We start from the raw sequence: 15,506 nt of genomic DNA, 5'->3' as shown, positions 1-15,506 counted from the left end.
CATCTTAAATTGCACCCTCTATTTCATAAGCTGACTTAGATTGCTGCCAATTCCAAGTGTTTCTATCAGAGATTTCATCTGCTTCTCATACTCCATGAAAAACGGTAGCCTGACCTTCGAATATGACTCAAGTTCGCGATAAAAACCCCTTGAGACAAACTTTGGCTCCCTTCCGACAACCTCCATCACCATCATGAGGGTGCAGGTCCTGATGACATCCTTCATGAGTACCTTTGTTGTATCGTCACCTGCTATTTGCTCGTTGACCTTGAAGATAAAGGATATGAGCTTTAAAAGCTTCTCATCGAAGTCTGCGCTTCTGTCACCCATGCTGAAGATTGTCTGATGGCCTTCCTTTCTATCCGATTCAGCATCCTGCAGGTCATCAAGCAGCTGCAGGAATGATCCGTATCCGAAAGCAAATCTCGTCTCTTCCTCATCAAGCTCTCCCTTCACAAGAAATGCATCAGCAAGGACTGAAGCGCCCCCCTTGAATATGCTTATAGGAATTATCTCATCAGCAGTCATTTCCTTATTCTGGTCCTGTTTCATGCTTTCAATCTGGGCCTTCTGTATAAGACCAATACTCTCGTATACTGATGGATATGAGCCCCTGTGAAACTCTGTGCTTATCTTTCCAATGAGCTCGAAAACCCTGCTTTCATGGGGATCAAATGATTCAACAATCTCACCATTTATAACTCTCGTCAGCCTTTCATTGAACCTTGCCTTGTCTTCTCTGCTTACCTCTGTGCTGTCCAGAAAATTGTCCGTATATGGGTAAAGCATGCTATACGCATATACAGAAGGAGTCATCCTGAGCGGGATGCCCCAGAAAAGCTGCAGGCTATTCATTATCCACACGTTTCTTATTGCCTGAAAAACCTCCATAGGCTCCAGGTCACTGTCCTCAAGCTTCACCTCGTCGAGGAAATCCTCCGCTGATTCCATATATCCCTTCTCAAGGAAGAATCCCAGAAAAGGCTTGTCAAAAAAAAGCTTCCTCTCATCAAGCTCCAGAATGTATGAGGTAATAACCTTCTTCAGCTCCACGGTCTCAGAGGCTGTAAGGCCTTCTGGATCCTTGCCGTGAAAAGGCTCAAGCTCATTTATCAAATGTTCCGAAAGCTTCTTTATCTCCCTTTCGTTCTTGAGCTTTTCAAAAAGGCTGACTTTTCGGAAACCTTTGAAGTCCGGATTTCCGCAAGTGTCATATGTTTTCGAAACATCACTTATAAGCCACTCTATTGGGATGATATTTTCTTTCTTCTGGATCATTGCCTTCTGACCTACCTTTATCGCAAATAGAAACCACTGATGATATTCTATTCGAAAAAGATTAAAATCCAGTAAAAAAGCGATAGTTTCACATTTCTACCTGGGTCATTTATCTTTGATTTTCGCCGTTCCTCTAGACTTCCATTTTATCCCACTTTAGTACACCAGTCTCAATTGTCTGGTTGTATCGGTCTATCTTGTAGTTAAGACGTTCCAATGTGTTGTCTATGGCTTCCCTCTGGGTAATCAAAACCTCCGCTGCTCCATTATGGATTTATAACTACAAATACGGCCAGCCTGAAAATCAGACTAGCCGTAATATTTCTTTATTATTTATAAGCACTAGATACTTTTTCTGTATTTATATTTATTTGCCATAACCTGAAAAATTCTGAAGCTTGGCAGCGTTCTCAGGATCTGCCTTTAGTGCGCTCTCCCAACCCTTCTCGTAAGCAGCTTTGTAGAACTGGTTCGCAACATCTGAAGGTAATATCAGCTCCTTCATTCCTCCATCAGTAAGTGCTTTGTTTTCTTCCTTTATTGCATTAACATAGTACTCATTAGATTCAGCTTCAATTTCTTTACCTGCTTCCATAATAGCCTTTTGCTGGTTTTCACTCAGCTTCTTCCAAGCCTTGTCACTCATCATAATCGCTACATCAACATTGTAGAATGCAGGTTGCACAATATAATCCGACACTTCCTGCCAACCAAAATCCTTGACACCAACACTTGGCCAGCCATATCCTTGGATAACATTTCTCTCGAGAGCCTGATAAGCCTCTCCAGGAGCCATATTTACAACACCGGCACCAAGTGATTCTACAAATGCCTGATATGCGGGAGTTGCCCTGATTGTCAGACCCTTAAAATCATTGATTGACTTGATCTCTTTCTTCATGTATAGGTTGTAAGTCAAACCGTTTGTTGTTGCACCTATATAGTGACTGTTTATTTTGCTTCTATAAAGTTCATTAACAAAGTCATATCCACCACTTGATCTCATCTTTTCTGCGTCAGTAAGCTTCATGGCTTCCATTACAGGGACATATGATACATTGTAGGTATGGGATGTCCATGCAATGTCTATGACTCCTGTACGAAGAGCTTCTACAAGCTGATAAGTTGGAATAGTTTCAGGACCGCCACCCCAAACAATCTTTACTGTTCCCTTTGTTTTCTCTTCTACCTTCTTAACGAAGTCATCCATGTTGAATAGGAGAGTATTGCCTTCAGCCCAGGCTGATGTAACGGATAAAGTCACTTCCTTTTCTTCAGCTGTTGAACTTGGAACAGGTGCTTCTTTTTTTCCACAGCCTATAAAGGATATCCCCATTGCGATAATTGATAAGGCTATTAGACTTTTTTTGAATAACATTTTGTTTCCCCCTAATATTTTTCTACTTTTGGATCTAGTTATTGCAAATTTGGGAGCCATGTAATTAGTGGAGGAATTAGAGCCAGTAAGACCAATACCAGAATATCCATGTATAGGAAAGGAACAGCACCACTATAAATATCTCCCATCGTGACCTCCGGTGGTGATACACCCTTCATTGTAAACAAAGCCAATCCAACTGGAGGTGTCAATTGTCCTATCTGTAAGCAGATCAGATAAAGCACAGCAAACCATATTGTATCAACACCTAAGTTTAAAACTACTGGCATCATTATTGGGAGAGTTATCATCATTATTGCAGTTTGTTCCATGAAGAATCCCAATGCAATGATGATAAGCAGCATGATTGCGATGATAATGATCCTTGAACTTGACATAGCCATAATCGCTATAACCGCATCACGGCTTGCTCCGGTCATTGCAAGGATCTGGCTGAATCCAGCAGAACCTGCAATTATAATGAGGATCATCGCTGTTACTCTCAAAGAATCAACTAGTGTCTTATAGACTAACTTCCAGGAGAACTTTTTGTAGAATATCGTAAGTATGTAGGAACCTAATGCTCCAAGAGCTGCTGCTTCAGTTGGTGTACCTACTCCAGTGAAAATTATCCCCATTACCATCAGGAATATGAATATCAATGGAACAATGTCCTTGAGTGCTCCAAGCAGCTTGTCTTTCAATGAACTCTCTTCAAAATCAAATGATGGTGCATACTCTGGCTTCAAAGTACAAACAATCATCGTGTAAAGTATATAAAACACCATCAGCATGATGCCTGGAATTATTGCTCCTATGAGAATTTTTCCCACAGATATTCCAGCAATACTGCCTAAAAGAACAGCTAAGGCACTTGGAGGTATTACCATGGCCAGAGCACCAGATGCCATTATTGAACCTGCAATAAGCTTCTTAGAATAACCTCGGCTCATCATCTCAGGCAACATAAGTGATCCGAACATTGCTGTATTTGCTACAACAGATCCAGATAGTGCTGCAAAAACGCCACCACCAAGCAATGTAATGATTGCCAGTCTTCCAGGTACTTTCTTTACGAACTTGGACAATGAATCAAGTGTCCTTGAAACAAGACCGGACTGATAGAACACTTCACCCATTATCATAAAGAATGGTATAGGTGTCAGGGAAAATTGTGCAACCTGGTCATACATCCCTAACACAAGCTGACGCACGCCAAATTCGCCCTGCATTGCAAACATAACTACTGTGGATACAACCATGAATGTAAATGCTATAGGTAACCCTGTGAACATTATTACCAATAATGCCAGGAAGATTAAACTCAATACTACGTACCACTCCACGTAATTCACCCCAAATCAATTTTTTATTAAATCATTTAACTTCCTTCAGCTGCCTGTAATCTTCGTATAAGTTTCTGATGAATTGGATTGTGAGGAAGAACATGCCTATCGGTATCACGACCGTAAGCATGAACTGGGGAGTTCCCATGGAGTCCATAACCTTTACCTTGAACAGGTAATTGTCCTTAGCCACCAGGCTTCCATAATAGAAGATCACAGCTGATATTATCGCCCCAACCAGATTCACTCCAATTCCCAGAATTCGATTACTTTTCTGTGGCAACATATTTGTTATCATGTCAATGTAAATATGGCCTCTGGCCTTTAGAATCTGAGGTGCAGAAAGAAAAGTTATGTATATCAGACTGTAGGTTGAGTATTCTACCAAACTCGTTATCGGTTTGTTGAAAAGGAATCTTGAAAATGTTGAGTAACAAATCCCTAACAGCAAAAAACCTAATGCGAGGGCAGCAATTCCTGATAAAGCAGCCATGCATGTATCAATAATCCTATTGATCGTTCTCATCTCATATCCCCCAATATTTGAAATCGTACTTTTATCTTTATCATATGTTCATATACTAATTTATTGCATGATCAGCTTCAACCCATTGAATTGCACATTATTTTAAGGTTTTCCCACTTTTTGTCAACATATTCTTGAATTTCACTGATCTGTTCCTCAGACACATGCTTATATTTCTTCATTGATGAGAGGTAATCCTTGAGTGGTATCGGATTTTTCACATCCACATTCAACTTGAACTTGCCATTTTCCACTTCGTAAATCGGCATGAATCTCGATTGTACACCTTTCCTCGCTATTTCAATGCTCCTATCCGATTCATAGCCCCAACCAGTTGCGCAGCTGTTGTAGATGTGGATATATACTAATCCGCTTTTTATGGTCTTCGCTTTTTCAAGCTTCCTGATTAGATCTGGCATGTAAGCTGGTGAAGCAGTCGCCATATAAGGAATATCGTGCATAGCCATTATCATCGGCATATCCTTCTTGTTTGACTTTTTGCCCTTACCTTCTGTTCCAACTGGTGTAGTTGTTGTCCATGAGCCCAGTGAAGTTGAACTGCTTCTCTGGAATCCTGTATTCATGTATCCTTCATTGTCATAACAGATGTAGATTATATTGTCGCCTCTTTCGGCTGCTCCAGATAGTGCCTGAAAACCAGCATCCATAGATGCACCATCACCTGCAAACGCAACAACATTGACATCTCGGCCAATTCTTTCATAATACTTCTTTATGCCAGTAAGCATCGATGCGGTGTTGTCAAGAAGTGGGAAGAACACAGGTATTTTCATACCAGTCTTGTCGGCCCAGCCAACGCTTTGTACTCCACCCATACATCCTGGAGGTATAGCAAGTATTGTGTTTGGCCCCATAACCTGCAAGGCAGTCCTCATAGATAGTTCCACATTGCATCCTAGACATGCTGTGATTCCAGGACCTACCATATCTTCAAGTGAAAACATTTTTTCTGCAATAGTCATTTTTATCTCCCCTTCTGATTTATTAGCCAGTGAGCAGCATTTTCAATTTGATTGCTTTCACCAACAGCCATTACCTTGTCCAGCGCTTCAACCATCAGCTCAGTGGTAAGGTCTTCTCCTCCTAGGCCACCTATGAAAGGTACTGTTGGGACTGCTTCCAAGCTGCTTATTGCAGACTTTATCTCTTGATATACTATTCCGGTATGCCATCCAAAACTAATGTTTCTATCAATTACACCTATTGCTTTTCTACCTTTTAGCAGTTCAATGACCTCATCCTTAGGGAATGGCCTCAACGCTCTGATCTTAATCAATCCAGCTTTAATACCTTTTTCTCTTGCCAAATCTACCGCAACTCGTGCTGAGCCAGTCAAGGAGCCAAGTGTTACCAAAACATATTCAGCATCATCCATTCTGTATGGCTCTACCAGGCCAAAATGGTTTCTCCCGAACTTCTCTGCAAACTCGTCGTTAACTTCCTTTATGACCCGTTTTGCATTATCCATCGCCTGCATATGGAGTTCACGATAATATTGGAGGTAGTTGCCTGGAGTAAGCGGATCTACTGCCATAGGTGTCAATGGATCCAACTTCACATGTGTTGGAATATACTTCGGAAGGAAGCTGTTCACTTCTTCTTGCATAGGTACTTCTACACCTTCAGTCATATGTGAAAGATAGAATCCGTCATAACATATGTTTATCGGCAAAAGCACGTCCTTATTCTCAGCTATTTTGAAGGCTTGGATAGTCATGTCTAAAATTTCCTGATTATCCTCAACGTAAATCTGTATCCAGCCTGCATCTCTGATTGTCAACGAATCCTGCGGTCCTCCCCAAACAGATTGAGGTGATATCATTTCCCTATTTACTATATTCATGACAATAGGTAATCTCATTGTAGAAACTCTGAAATATGGCTCATACATCAGGGCAAGACCCTGAGATGATGTTGCAGTAAAAGTTCTTGCTCCTGCTAATGATGCTCCTGTCAAAACACTCATAGCTGAATGCTCTGATTCGGGTTCAATAATAGTAGAGTCCATTACACCATCAGCAACATACTGACTAAAATGCTGCACCAATGGGGTTTGTGGTGTGATCGGGTATGCAGCTACGATTTCTGGTTTTGCGAGAATAGCACCTATAGCCGCTGCATGATTTCCATCTAAAACGCGTATATTGCTCATAATTGCTCTCCTTTTACAAATTCAATTGCTTTAGCCGGACATTCGTGGACACAAACACCGCAGCCCTTGCAGTAATCGAGTTTTATGAAGAACTTGCCATCAATTATCTTTACTGACTTAGTTGGACAATACATAAGACAAATCCCACATTTTTTGCATTTATCCTGCTGTATGACAGGCGGATATACTTTCCAGTCACCAGTGTTGATGATATTCAATTCTTTGCCTATAGCACAAATGAACTCAGTTTTTGTCATCGCCTTTTCCTCCATTTATTTCAACAATAGTTACATTGTTATATCCAAATTCAAGAGCTGCAATATTTTTCGGACCCCACACTTCCCTGGTCTTTTCACTGACCTTATCGAAACTTACCCAGTCAGTAGCCTTAACAAATGCTCCCAGGACGATAGTGTTTGGCAACAGCTTCCCAAAAATCTCCATTGATGCCTTGTTAGCGTCTATGTATGCTACTTTTGTTATATTAGGGGGTATCTTTATGTCATCGATTGACTTAGCATTTATAACCAATATTGAGTCTTCCTTAGCTCCTACAAATACATCTACACTGCCTAGAAGCGTAGGATCTATAACCATAATGCAATTTGGATTGTACACCTGATTTTTTTCTCGGATCTTCCTCTCATCAATTCTTACAAATGCGCTTACAGGTCCTCCCTTCTTTTCAAATCCGAAATATGGGAAGCAAGCTCCAAATTTACCATCCATTACAGCGGCATAGACAATGATCTCTGATGTTGTAACCGCACCTTGTCCACCTCTTCCATGAATTCGAATTTCTTTCATATGAATCACTCCTTAATTATTTAGTACCAATTATTTAATGTCAGTTGACTGACTTGGTTTCAAAAACTTTACTATTACTAATCGTTAAGGTATGGTATATTATTTGGTACAATCGTTTACAATGTCCTCAAAAAAAAAGTTGACGATAATTTCTTTCATAATTGGAGGTCAAGCATGTTCAATAGATCACTCTGGGTAGTAGAAGATAAAAAGGTTCAGGAAAAACTAATCAAATATGCCAACTGCACTCGCGTCTTCCCAGAAGGAAGCTTTATTTACCAGCAGGAAGATGAACGTAAATATATGTATTTTTTGACTGATGGAAGGATACGTGTCAGCGTTGCCAGCCATGACGGCACAGAGAAGACTCTAGCAATTCATGAACCAGGTTCGTTTTTTGGTGAAACTGCTTTTTTTGACAGGTTCCCTAGTTTCACATGCGCTCAGGCTCTAAAACAATCAACAGTATTGTGTTTCGGTGATGATGAAATCACCCTATTGATGAAAGAGCAGCCTGATGTCATTTATCATATGTTTGACTCTCTTGGACGTAAAATCAGGCTCCTTGCCTTTCAGGTCGAATATTTGTCTTTCATGAATATCGAGGAACGAATAGTCGCGCTTCTTGTCACACTATTTGATTCCTTCAGTTCCGAATGCAGCAAGCTACCTTCCACTTCGAAGAACAAATGCAATAGCATTGGAGACTGTCCTAATGGTCATTGCCTCAAGCTTACTATCACCGACCAGGAAATCGGAGAAATGATCGGAGCAAGGAGAGAAGCTGTAACAAAGGCTATAACGAATCTGAAGAAACAGAACCTTATCAACAAACAAAAGAGGATGCTTTGTTGTCCTGACCTGTCAGCATTGAACCAGTTCCTCACAAGGTCAACCTGATTCATTAACTCTTTAGACACATTATCACATGACCTTTTTCAGAAAACTGTGTTTTTTCACACAGTTTTCTTTTTTGTTCTATATTAAATTTACTCGTATAAAGGACAAAAAATGATATAGGGGGAAAATCATGAAAAACGGAAATCTGATCCTTATCGTCAACCTGGGAAGCACATCAACGAAAATCGCCATATATAGAGACACAGAATGCATAGGTCAGGAAACTATACGACATGAGAGTGACAATCAGTTCCATACATTCAGCGATATTTGGGACCAGTACTCGTTCAGAAGAAAGATCATTGAAGATTACGTCACAACAAATGGATACAGCCTGTCAGACCTCAGCCTTATTGTTTCAAGAGGTGCACCTGTAAAAGCCATGGTCAGCGGAACATACAGAATCAATGAAGCAATGGTTCAGGATGCCAAAAGCCGAAAGTACGGAAATCATCCATGCGGTGTAGGATGCACCATAGCGTATGATCTTGCCCGCGAGTTAGACATTCCGGCACTAACTGTTGATGCTCCCTGCATCGATGAGTTGATTCCGGAGGCACGCTACACCGGCTGGAAGGACGTTTATAGAAAGAGCTTCTATCAGGCTCTTAACCAGAAATCCGTGGGCAGGAAGCTTGCATCAAAGCTTGGAAAAGAGTATTCGGAAATGAATGCAATCATCATCCATATGGGTGGAGGTATGTCAATCGCCGCCCACCATAAAGGAAAAGTGGAGGATGTCAACAATGGTTTGGATGGAGACGGCCCAATGGCCCCGGAAAGGGCTGGAACCTTGCCTGTTGGCGAAGTCCTGAAGGCGGCATTTTCAGGAGAATATACCTATCCTCAGCTCTACGGAATGGTAAATGGAAAGGGAGGATTATACGCGATTCTCGGGACCAAGGATGGCCGGGAGGTTGAAGGCATGATTGCCGGTGGAGACAGCTTAGCAAAGGAAGTCTATGATGCAATGATCTACCAGATAGCAAAAAGCATCGGATCAGCTGCAGTTACGCTCAGAGGTGAAGTAGATGCCATTGCCTTCACAGGTGGATTGGCATATTCCTCATATATAGTTTCTGGAATCTCGAAATGGTGTGAATTCATAGCCCCGATCCATCTTTTCCCAGGCGAAAATGAAATCGAATCACTCCTGGAAGGAGCGCTATATGGGATGAATGGCCAGTGGCCGATACATGAATACGTATGATACTAGCAAATTAAGTTGGGGAGGTAAAATTCATGATAAGATCATTGGATGAGGTCTTGGAGAAAGTCTCGAATCTGCCGAAAAAGACAATCGCTGTGGCACAGGCGGCTGATGATGAGATCCTACAGGTTGCGCAGGCGACTATAGACAGAGGCATAGCAAACTTCATTTTTGTCGGCGACAAGTTGAAGATTGAGAAAATGATTCTTGATGGAAAATACAGGTTAGATGGTGTAGAGATAATACATGCAGATACTGATGCGGCTTGCGCAGCAAAAGCTGTAGAACTTGTCAGGAACAATCTTGCAGACATGCCTATGAAGGGACTTCTGGCAACATCTACTTTCATAAAGGCAGTACTGGATAAGGAAAATGGTTTGAGGTCTAACCGTTTGGTAACCCAGATGACAGTAACAGATAAGATTGATTCTGAGGGTCTTTATTTCATCACCGACTGTGCAATGAACATATCTCCTGATTTGAACACGAAGGTGGAGATTCTGAACAACGCTGTTTATGTAGCACGAATACTAGGATATGATGTGCCTAAGGTAGCACTCGTAACCGCACTTGAAACGGTTAATCCCGCTATGCCAGAGACCCTTGATGCAGCAATAATATCAAAAATGAACGAGCGTGGCCAAATAAAGAACTGCATCGTAGACGGACCATTCGCCCTGGATAATGCCATATCTGTTATTTCTGCGGAACACAAAGGACTCAGAAGTGAAGTGGCCGGTAAAGCTGATATCCTTTTGGTTTCGGATATCAGGATGGGAAATGTGCTTCACAAGGCGATAACCTATTTTGCAAAGAAAAGGATTGGATCAATAATCATGGGAACGACATCCCCATTGGTAATGACATCCCGTTCAGACTCCATAGAAGATAAGCTTATCTCGATAGCTCTTTCAAGCTATCTGGTAAGCCAGGATATGTTTAGCAAATAATAATGAAAGACTAAATTCAATGGACTCTCCGATAAGAATCAGAGAGTCCATTCCTTTGCACTTATTTATGAGCCGACCTTTTCAGTGAAGCCTATAAGGTCCATCTGAATCATGAAAATGTCGTTAGCTGTCAGGTTGTTGAGGCTTCCGGCCATGAACTGGCTTTCTCCCGCTGAGGTGACACCATCCCTTCTAACATCTCCTCCTGCTATAATCGTAGGTACGCCGTCACCAGTATGGTCCCTGGCCTCGCATGGAGTGCTGTGGTCAGCCGTGATGGTAATATAGCAGCTGTTCAGGTCAACTTTCTGAAGTATTAACCCGATTGCTGTATCTATCTTTTCAATCATCTCTTTCTTTACAATTGGAATGTTGTCGTGTCCCGCAAGGTCTGTCGCCTTTACATGAAGCACCACCCAGTCGTAATTCTGTTCGTTTACCAGCCTTACTGTAAGCAATGCCTTACCTGTGAGGTTAGTGTCAAAGCTTCCGGTAAAGCTTTCATCTGTAAAATAATCCATTCCTGCAAGCTCAGCTATTCCGCCAACAGTGGCATCCCCAGCTACACAAGCTGCCCTAAGGCCATAGAGGTCCTTGAGTGTTGGCATGTACCTGTCAAGTCCCGCTCCTCGTGTGATTATGGTGTTGGCTGAATGCAATCCCTCTTCATTTCGCGCCTTGTTGACAGGATGGTCACATAGGATGTTGTAGGATCGCTGTGTGAATTCCCACAGATTGTCTGCAGTCCTTTCTGCACTTCTCGAATCATCCAAAGGGCTTGGAACTATCAGCCTTGAGCCTTCCGCTGCAGTACCAGGGTCTGTGCAGGTCACCTTATCGCTAAGGTCTTCTCCGTGAAGCACCACTGCAACCCTGTGCTCTGTAAGCTCTTTCACGTCTACTCTTGTACCGTCATCAAGTATCATCCCATTAAGTGATTCAGCAAGTTCTTTTGTTCCCTTCCTGATCCTTCCGGCACGTCTGTCTATAACAGTATAGTCGTCGTCTATTGTTGCAAAGTTGCCCCTGAATGCCACATCACCCGGCATCATCTTCATCCCCGCACTGTAGGCCTCAAGAGGTCCCCTTCCAGAATATATTTCGCTGCTGTCGTATCCAAAAAGATGAAGGTGACCCACATCAGTCCCTACCCTTATGCCTGGTGCTATAGGATAGGTATTTCCACACATTCCCTTTGATGCCAGGTAATCCATATTGGGTGTAGCTGCGCTCTCAAGCGGTGTCTTTCCGCCAAGCTCCGGATTTGGCCTGTCACCAAGACCATCCAGCACTATTAGTATTCCTTGTTTTTTTCTCATATTCTTACCGCCCTAATATCGAAATTCTTCTTACTGCAATGCAGCCTTACCCTTCAGGAGATCCCTGTTTTTCAGCATGAATGCTACTGAGATCAGTCCGGACAATATCCACACCAGCGTGGAATGGATTTTCATCGGGCTGAAGATGTTTATGGCAAGCTTCACTTCCTGGCCTGCATCCACTTCCTCGAAGTCGAATCCGCCAAAAACCTGGCCGTCTTCCTGTGTTATACCAAAGGATTCCTCCGCATCATATCCAACAATGTTCAATAGTTCTTTGCCTTCAGGAGCAGCAATCTTTATTGAATACGACTTGATTGTGTTTGGTGACGAATTGACTGCCTTGTGTTCAATAGTCAGAGCCCCACTTGGAAAAGTATCGCCAAGCTTAGCTTTTTTCCCTTCATAAACTCCAGTCTTCTTGATAGTGACCTTGAAAGATACCTCAGACTCCTTTTCACTGAATACAACCACGTTGAACTTATGGTCGCCGTATTCAATAACCTTCGGGTCCTCAAGTATACTTCCCTTATCAGCGTCGATGCTTATTATTTCGGTCTTGCTGTATAGTGGGAATGCGACTTCTCCATTCTCGTTCGTGACCGCAGTTATCTGCTGACTTATTATCGCATCCTTGCCGTCTGGCGTCAGAGTATCCTGCACACTCTCAAGGCTTCCAAATTCCATGGCATAGGCAGTGCTTGAAAACATGCTGACTGCCAATAACGCCAACATGACTATAATTGCTTTCTTCATATTCTCATCCCTCCTACACTATTCCGACGAACTTGAACCAGGTACCAGCTGCGAGCACCATTAATGCCCATTTCGCAAGCAGAACCAATACTCCATACAGCATCTGCTCCAGCACCGTGAAGTATCCTGTACCGTAGTAAATCAGGTTTACCTTGCTGTGAGGAGGCAGGGTTATCGTATCAGCTATGCAGAATGCTGCAGGCAATGCCAGAGATACAGGATCATACCCGGTAGCGTTGGCTATTCCGATGATAGTCGGAATTAGTATTATTGTCCTTACAGTCTTCGATGTGAAGAGCAGATGGCTGAAGCTGGCTATGAACATCAACACTGCAAACAGTACTATGAAGCTCATGTTCTCAACGCCCATTCTCTTGAATATGATGTTGAGGCCCCAGGCAGCAAGTCCGGTTTCGTCCAGAGCTACTCCGCCTGCATATGCACCACAGGCGAATATGAGCAGGTTCCATGATATCTTGGCTTCCTTCCACTTAAGGATTCCGACGTAAGGAAGGAAGAACAGCGCAGCAGAAAGGATAGCTACCATGACAAGACTCAGCTGGAATCCGAACAGCTTGACCTGAAGGCTGTCCATAGCCCATAAAGAGAGTGTAACAAGAAATATTCCAAGTGCCTTCTTTTCATTTATGGTGATTTTGCCAAGCTTTACATATTCTTCCTTGATCTTTGTAAGGTCAAGGGTCGTTTTCTCTGACTTCGGCAGCCTGAACAATACCTTGCCTATGAAGAACATTGCCACAAGTGTAAGTATGGTTACCGGTGCGGAAGCTACGAACCATTCCATCCATGATACTTCACGGCCTGTAAGGTCCTTTATGAAGCTTATCGCAAGTATCTGTGATGATGTTGCAGTAACTATCGCTGCTGTTGAAAGATTGTTCGCCTGTATACCGTGGAGAGCCAGCATTTTTCCAAAATTATTCTTCGGATCGTTGATGTTGACCTCGAAAGCTTCAACTACCAGAAGCACTATCGGGAACATCATCGCTGCCCTTGCTGTTGTTGAAGGGACTACAAATGCTATTAGGAAGTTTATTGCGATTAGAAGCATAAGCACACTGTTGACGCTCTTTCCAAATTTCGAAATAAGGAACAGTGCCATCCTCCTCGCAAGACCGCTTTTCTCCATGCCTGACGCTATGATGAATGCTGCAAATGTGAGCCAAATGACCTCATAGCCGAGCACCCCCATGGCCTGAGCCTCAGTCCATGCACCTGATAAAGGCAGCGCTACTATGACAAGCAATGATACCGCGTAATTGGGTATGCTTTCTGATATCCAGAGTGTGAGAGCCGCAAGAAATACCCCAAGCGCCATCTTCCCCGCATATGACAGGCCTGGAGGAGTCGGCATTGAATAAATAGATGCAAAGATTAATAATGCCAAAGGCAACCCGAAGAATTGCATTTTCAGCTCAAAAGGACCCTTTACCTTTGTGACCTTGACTGTTTTTTCCATATTCAGGATTTCCCCTTTTCAAATGATTAATTCACCAAAAGTTAACTGTTGATAGCTAAATCATAACGGCATCTGCAGACAATAGCCAATTACAATTATTAATCATATCAATAAATATTATTTATAATGCTCGTATTTTGAATTCTGCATAACAAAAGTTAATCTACCCCTTCAAAAACCTCTCACTTATACGTAATTCTATTTACCAGAACCTGGAAATACATGTTATTATAATAAATATAATTTATGAGTATTAGGTTTGCCAGACTTTGTTTCTCCCTCAGGCAAACATGAATTGGAGGATTCACGAATGGATCTTGAAACCATACAGACCTTCCTGCTGATCTCAAAGAACAGCAGCTTCACAAAGACAGCAGAAGAATTGTACTGTTCACAGGCAGCTGTTTCCCTGAGGATACAGCGCCTTGAAAAGGAACTTGATTGTGAACTGTTCATACGAAGGGCAAAGAAAGCCGAATTGACAAAGGATGGCCAGCTGTTCCTTACATATGCACAGCAGCTGCACAACACATTTGTAACTGCAAAGGAGCATCTGCTCCAGTCGAAGTTAATGGAGCAGTCAGAAATCCTGATAACCTCCTCCAGTACCCCAGGTACCTACATTTTGCCGAATGTGATGTTTTTGTTCAGGCAGAAATATCCATACATCACCGTAGTCAACAACGTTCAGTATACTAAAAATGTCATAGATAGTGTACTAAACAGGAAATACTCGCTCGGAATCATCTCCCAACCATATCTCTCAGATACCCAGGATATCATATGCGACCCCATATTGGAGGACCCACTAGTATTAGTGGTAAACAATGAGCATCCATGGGCAGGTAGAAAACGGATATTCATCAACGAAATAAAGAATGAAGTGTTCCTTGTCACAAATCCAAACACTTCATTGATCTCCTATCTGGAGAAGACAGGCGGCTTCAAGTTCACTCAAAAAAACATATGTGTCGTAGGTGGCGTAGAAGCCATTAAGCAAAGCGTTTACGACAATTCCGGGATATCCATAGTCTCGGAAAGTGCGGTAAGACAGGAGCTAAGACTTGGACTCCTCTGCAAGATTGATGTCATTGACGATATCAAGCTCATGCGTCATATCTACAGCATAAGACGAAAAGATGAGAAGCTGCCTCTCTCCACAGAGCTTTTCCTGAAATTCGCCAAGGAATGCATAGAAACCAGGAATAAGGTCAGTGCAGAGTAAAACAAGTCATGATAATAAGCCTAATATTGAGTGTCAGATGAGTATATGAATCTTATCCTCCTGAATTAGCAGTCCCTCTAGATTGGCCGAATCATTCTTTACAAAGGTTGAATTACTTTCAATTTATATATTTGAAAAACAAAGACGCAGCAATAGAC

General features: G+C 42.3%; 15 protein-coding genes. 4 read left to right on the top strand and 11 right to left on the bottom strand.

The genetic code is table 11. The annotated features are described in order from the left end of the window. Nucleotides 1-18: 18 nt before the first annotated feature. The 8 genes from J2Z34_RS03710 to J2Z34_RS03675 all read right to left on the bottom strand — a co-directional run bounded on the left by J2Z34_RS03710 (nucleotide 19) and on the right by J2Z34_RS03675 (nucleotide 7,508). A complete protein-coding gene (locus J2Z34_RS03710; protein ID WP_209458518.1) occupies nucleotides 19-1,278 on the bottom strand; it encodes a class 1 isoprenoid biosynthesis enzyme in 1,260 nt (419 codons plus the stop codon). 367 nt (nucleotides 1,279-1,645) lie between these two features. Then, a complete protein-coding gene (gene dctP / locus J2Z34_RS03705) occupies nucleotides 1,646-2,656 on the bottom strand; it encodes a TRAP transporter substrate-binding protein DctP (protein ID WP_209458517.1) in 1,011 nt (336 codons plus the stop codon). A gap of 38 nt (nucleotides 2,657-2,694) precedes the next feature. After that, nucleotides 2,695-4,002: a TRAP transporter large permease gene (locus tag J2Z34_RS03700; RefSeq protein WP_209458516.1), complete on the bottom strand. Its 1,308-nt coding sequence runs from the start codon at nucleotides 4,000-4,002 to the stop codon at nucleotides 2,695-2,697. Nucleotides 4,003-4,033: 31 nt separating this feature from the next. Further along, nucleotides 4,034-4,528: a TRAP transporter small permease gene (locus tag J2Z34_RS03695; protein WP_209458515.1), complete on the bottom strand. Its 495-nt coding sequence runs from the start codon at nucleotides 4,526-4,528 to the stop codon at nucleotides 4,034-4,036. A gap of 77 nt (nucleotides 4,529-4,605) precedes the next feature. After that, nucleotides 4,606-5,511: a thiamine pyrophosphate-dependent enzyme gene (locus tag J2Z34_RS03690; protein WP_209458514.1), complete on the bottom strand. Its 906-nt coding sequence runs from the start codon at nucleotides 5,509-5,511 to the stop codon at nucleotides 4,606-4,608. Nucleotides 5,512-5,513: 2 nt separating this feature from the next. Then, nucleotides 5,514-6,701 carry a phenylglyoxylate dehydrogenase gene (gene porA / locus J2Z34_RS03685; RefSeq protein WP_209458513.1) on the bottom strand — a complete coding sequence of 396 codons (1,188 nt, stop codon included), beginning with the start codon at nucleotides 6,699-6,701 and terminating at the stop codon, nucleotides 5,514-5,516. Further along, nucleotides 6,698-6,958, bottom strand: coding sequence for a 4Fe-4S binding protein (locus J2Z34_RS03680; RefSeq protein ID WP_209458512.1), 261 nt, complete (start codon nucleotides 6,956-6,958; stop codon nucleotides 6,698-6,700). Before J2Z34_RS03680 ends, porA begins: the two co-directional genes overlap by 4 nt. After that, nucleotides 6,945-7,508 (bottom strand): 2-oxoacid:acceptor oxidoreductase family protein, encoded by a 564-nt coding sequence (locus J2Z34_RS03675; protein WP_209458511.1) that lies wholly within the window; start codon nucleotides 7,506-7,508, stop codon nucleotides 6,945-6,947. Before J2Z34_RS03675 ends, J2Z34_RS03680 begins: the two co-directional genes overlap by 14 nt. A gap of 174 nt (nucleotides 7,509-7,682) precedes the next feature. On the opposite strand from J2Z34_RS03675, the gene J2Z34_RS03670 reads away from it, so the two are divergent. The 3 genes from J2Z34_RS03670 (at nucleotide 7,683) to J2Z34_RS03660 (ending at nucleotide 10,568) form a co-directional block, all read left to right on the top strand. Next, a complete protein-coding gene (locus J2Z34_RS03670) occupies nucleotides 7,683-8,408 on the top strand; it encodes a Crp/Fnr family transcriptional regulator (RefSeq protein ID WP_209458510.1) in 726 nt (241 codons plus the stop codon). Between the two features lie 130 nt (nucleotides 8,409-8,538). Then, nucleotides 8,539-9,618, top strand: a complete 1,080-nt coding sequence (buk, locus tag J2Z34_RS03665; protein ID WP_209458509.1) for a butyrate kinase — start codon at nucleotides 8,539-8,541, stop codon at nucleotides 9,616-9,618. Nucleotides 9,619-9,650: 32 nt separating this feature from the next. Next, the gene (locus J2Z34_RS03660) at nucleotides 9,651-10,568 is read left to right on the top strand and encodes a phosphate acyltransferase (protein WP_209458508.1); all 918 of its coding nucleotides are present in this window, start codon (nucleotides 9,651-9,653) and stop codon (nucleotides 10,566-10,568) included. 65 nt (nucleotides 10,569-10,633) lie between these two features. Here J2Z34_RS03660 and apgM read toward each other — a convergent pair whose 3' ends face one another. From apgM to J2Z34_RS03645, 3 genes are read right to left on the bottom strand one after another with little or no spacing between them, the layout of a single operon-like run. Next, on the bottom strand, nucleotides 10,634-11,887 hold the full coding sequence (gene apgM, locus J2Z34_RS03655; RefSeq protein ID WP_209458507.1) for a 2,3-bisphosphoglycerate-independent phosphoglycerate mutase: 1,254 nt from the start codon (nucleotides 11,885-11,887) through the stop codon (nucleotides 10,634-10,636). 30 nt (nucleotides 11,888-11,917) lie between these two features. Further along, entirely contained in the window at nucleotides 11,918-12,643 is a 726-nt protein-coding gene (locus tag J2Z34_RS03650; protein WP_209458506.1) for a hypothetical protein, read from the bottom strand. Nucleotides 12,644-12,656: 13 nt separating this feature from the next. Continuing rightward, nucleotides 12,657-14,123 carry an SLC13 family permease gene (locus J2Z34_RS03645; protein ID WP_209458505.1) on the bottom strand — a complete coding sequence of 489 codons (1,467 nt, stop codon included), beginning with the start codon at nucleotides 14,121-14,123 and terminating at the stop codon, nucleotides 12,657-12,659. Between the two features lie 310 nt (nucleotides 14,124-14,433). On the opposite strand from J2Z34_RS03645, the gene J2Z34_RS03640 reads away from it, so the two are divergent. Continuing rightward, nucleotides 14,434-15,348, top strand: a complete 915-nt coding sequence (locus tag J2Z34_RS03640; protein ID WP_209458504.1) for a LysR family transcriptional regulator — start codon at nucleotides 14,434-14,436, stop codon at nucleotides 15,346-15,348. Nucleotides 15,349-15,506 lie beyond the last annotated feature (158 nt).

This window comes from Youngiibacter multivorans, from assembly GCF_017873395.1.
Classification (GTDB): domain Bacteria; phylum Bacillota; class Clostridia; order Clostridiales; family Clostridiaceae; genus Youngiibacter; species Youngiibacter multivorans.
The sequence above is the reverse complement of the archived record's forward strand: the minus strand, read 5'-3'. Positions and strand labels throughout refer to the sequence as shown.

Excerpts from the sequence above, each read along its gene's own strand:
- J2Z34_RS03710 (WP_209458518.1), bottom strand. The coding sequence starts at position 1,278 with ATGATCCAGAAGAAAGAAAATATCATCCCAATAGAGTGGCTTATAAGT.
- dctP (WP_209458517.1), bottom strand. The coding sequence starts at position 2,656 with ATGTTATTCAAAAAAAGTCTAATAGCCTTATCAATTATCGCAATGGGG.
- J2Z34_RS03695 (WP_209458515.1), bottom strand. The coding sequence starts at position 4,528 with ATGAGAACGATCAATAGGATTATTGATACATGCATGGCTGCTTTATCA.
- J2Z34_RS03690 (WP_209458514.1), bottom strand. The coding sequence starts at position 5,511 with ATGACTATTGCAGAAAAAATGTTTTCACTTGAAGATATGGTAGGTCCT.
- porA (WP_209458513.1), bottom strand. The coding sequence starts at position 6,701 with ATGAGCAATATACGCGTTTTAGATGGAAATCATGCAGCGGCTATAGGT.
- J2Z34_RS03680 (WP_209458512.1), bottom strand. The coding sequence starts at position 6,958 with ATGACAAAAACTGAGTTCATTTGTGCTATAGGCAAAGAATTGAATATC.
- J2Z34_RS03675 (WP_209458511.1), bottom strand. The coding sequence starts at position 7,508 with ATGAAAGAAATTCGAATTCATGGAAGAGGTGGACAAGGTGCGGTTACA.
- J2Z34_RS03670 (WP_209458510.1), top strand. The coding sequence starts at position 7,683 with ATGTTCAATAGATCACTCTGGGTAGTAGAAGATAAAAAGGTTCAGGAA.
- buk (WP_209458509.1), top strand. The coding sequence starts at position 8,539 with ATGAAAAACGGAAATCTGATCCTTATCGTCAACCTGGGAAGCACATCA.
- J2Z34_RS03660 (WP_209458508.1), top strand. The coding sequence starts at position 9,651 with ATGATAAGATCATTGGATGAGGTCTTGGAGAAAGTCTCGAATCTGCCG.
- apgM (WP_209458507.1), bottom strand. The coding sequence starts at position 11,887 with ATGAGAAAAAAACAAGGAATACTAATAGTGCTGGATGGTCTTGGTGAC.
- J2Z34_RS03650 (WP_209458506.1), bottom strand. The coding sequence starts at position 12,643 with ATGAAGAAAGCAATTATAGTCATGTTGGCGTTATTGGCAGTCAGCATG.
- J2Z34_RS03645 (WP_209458505.1), bottom strand. The coding sequence starts at position 14,123 with ATGGAAAAAACAGTCAAGGTCACAAAGGTAAAGGGTCCTTTTGAGCTG.
- J2Z34_RS03640 (WP_209458504.1), top strand. The coding sequence starts at position 14,434 with ATGGATCTTGAAACCATACAGACCTTCCTGCTGATCTCAAAGAACAGC.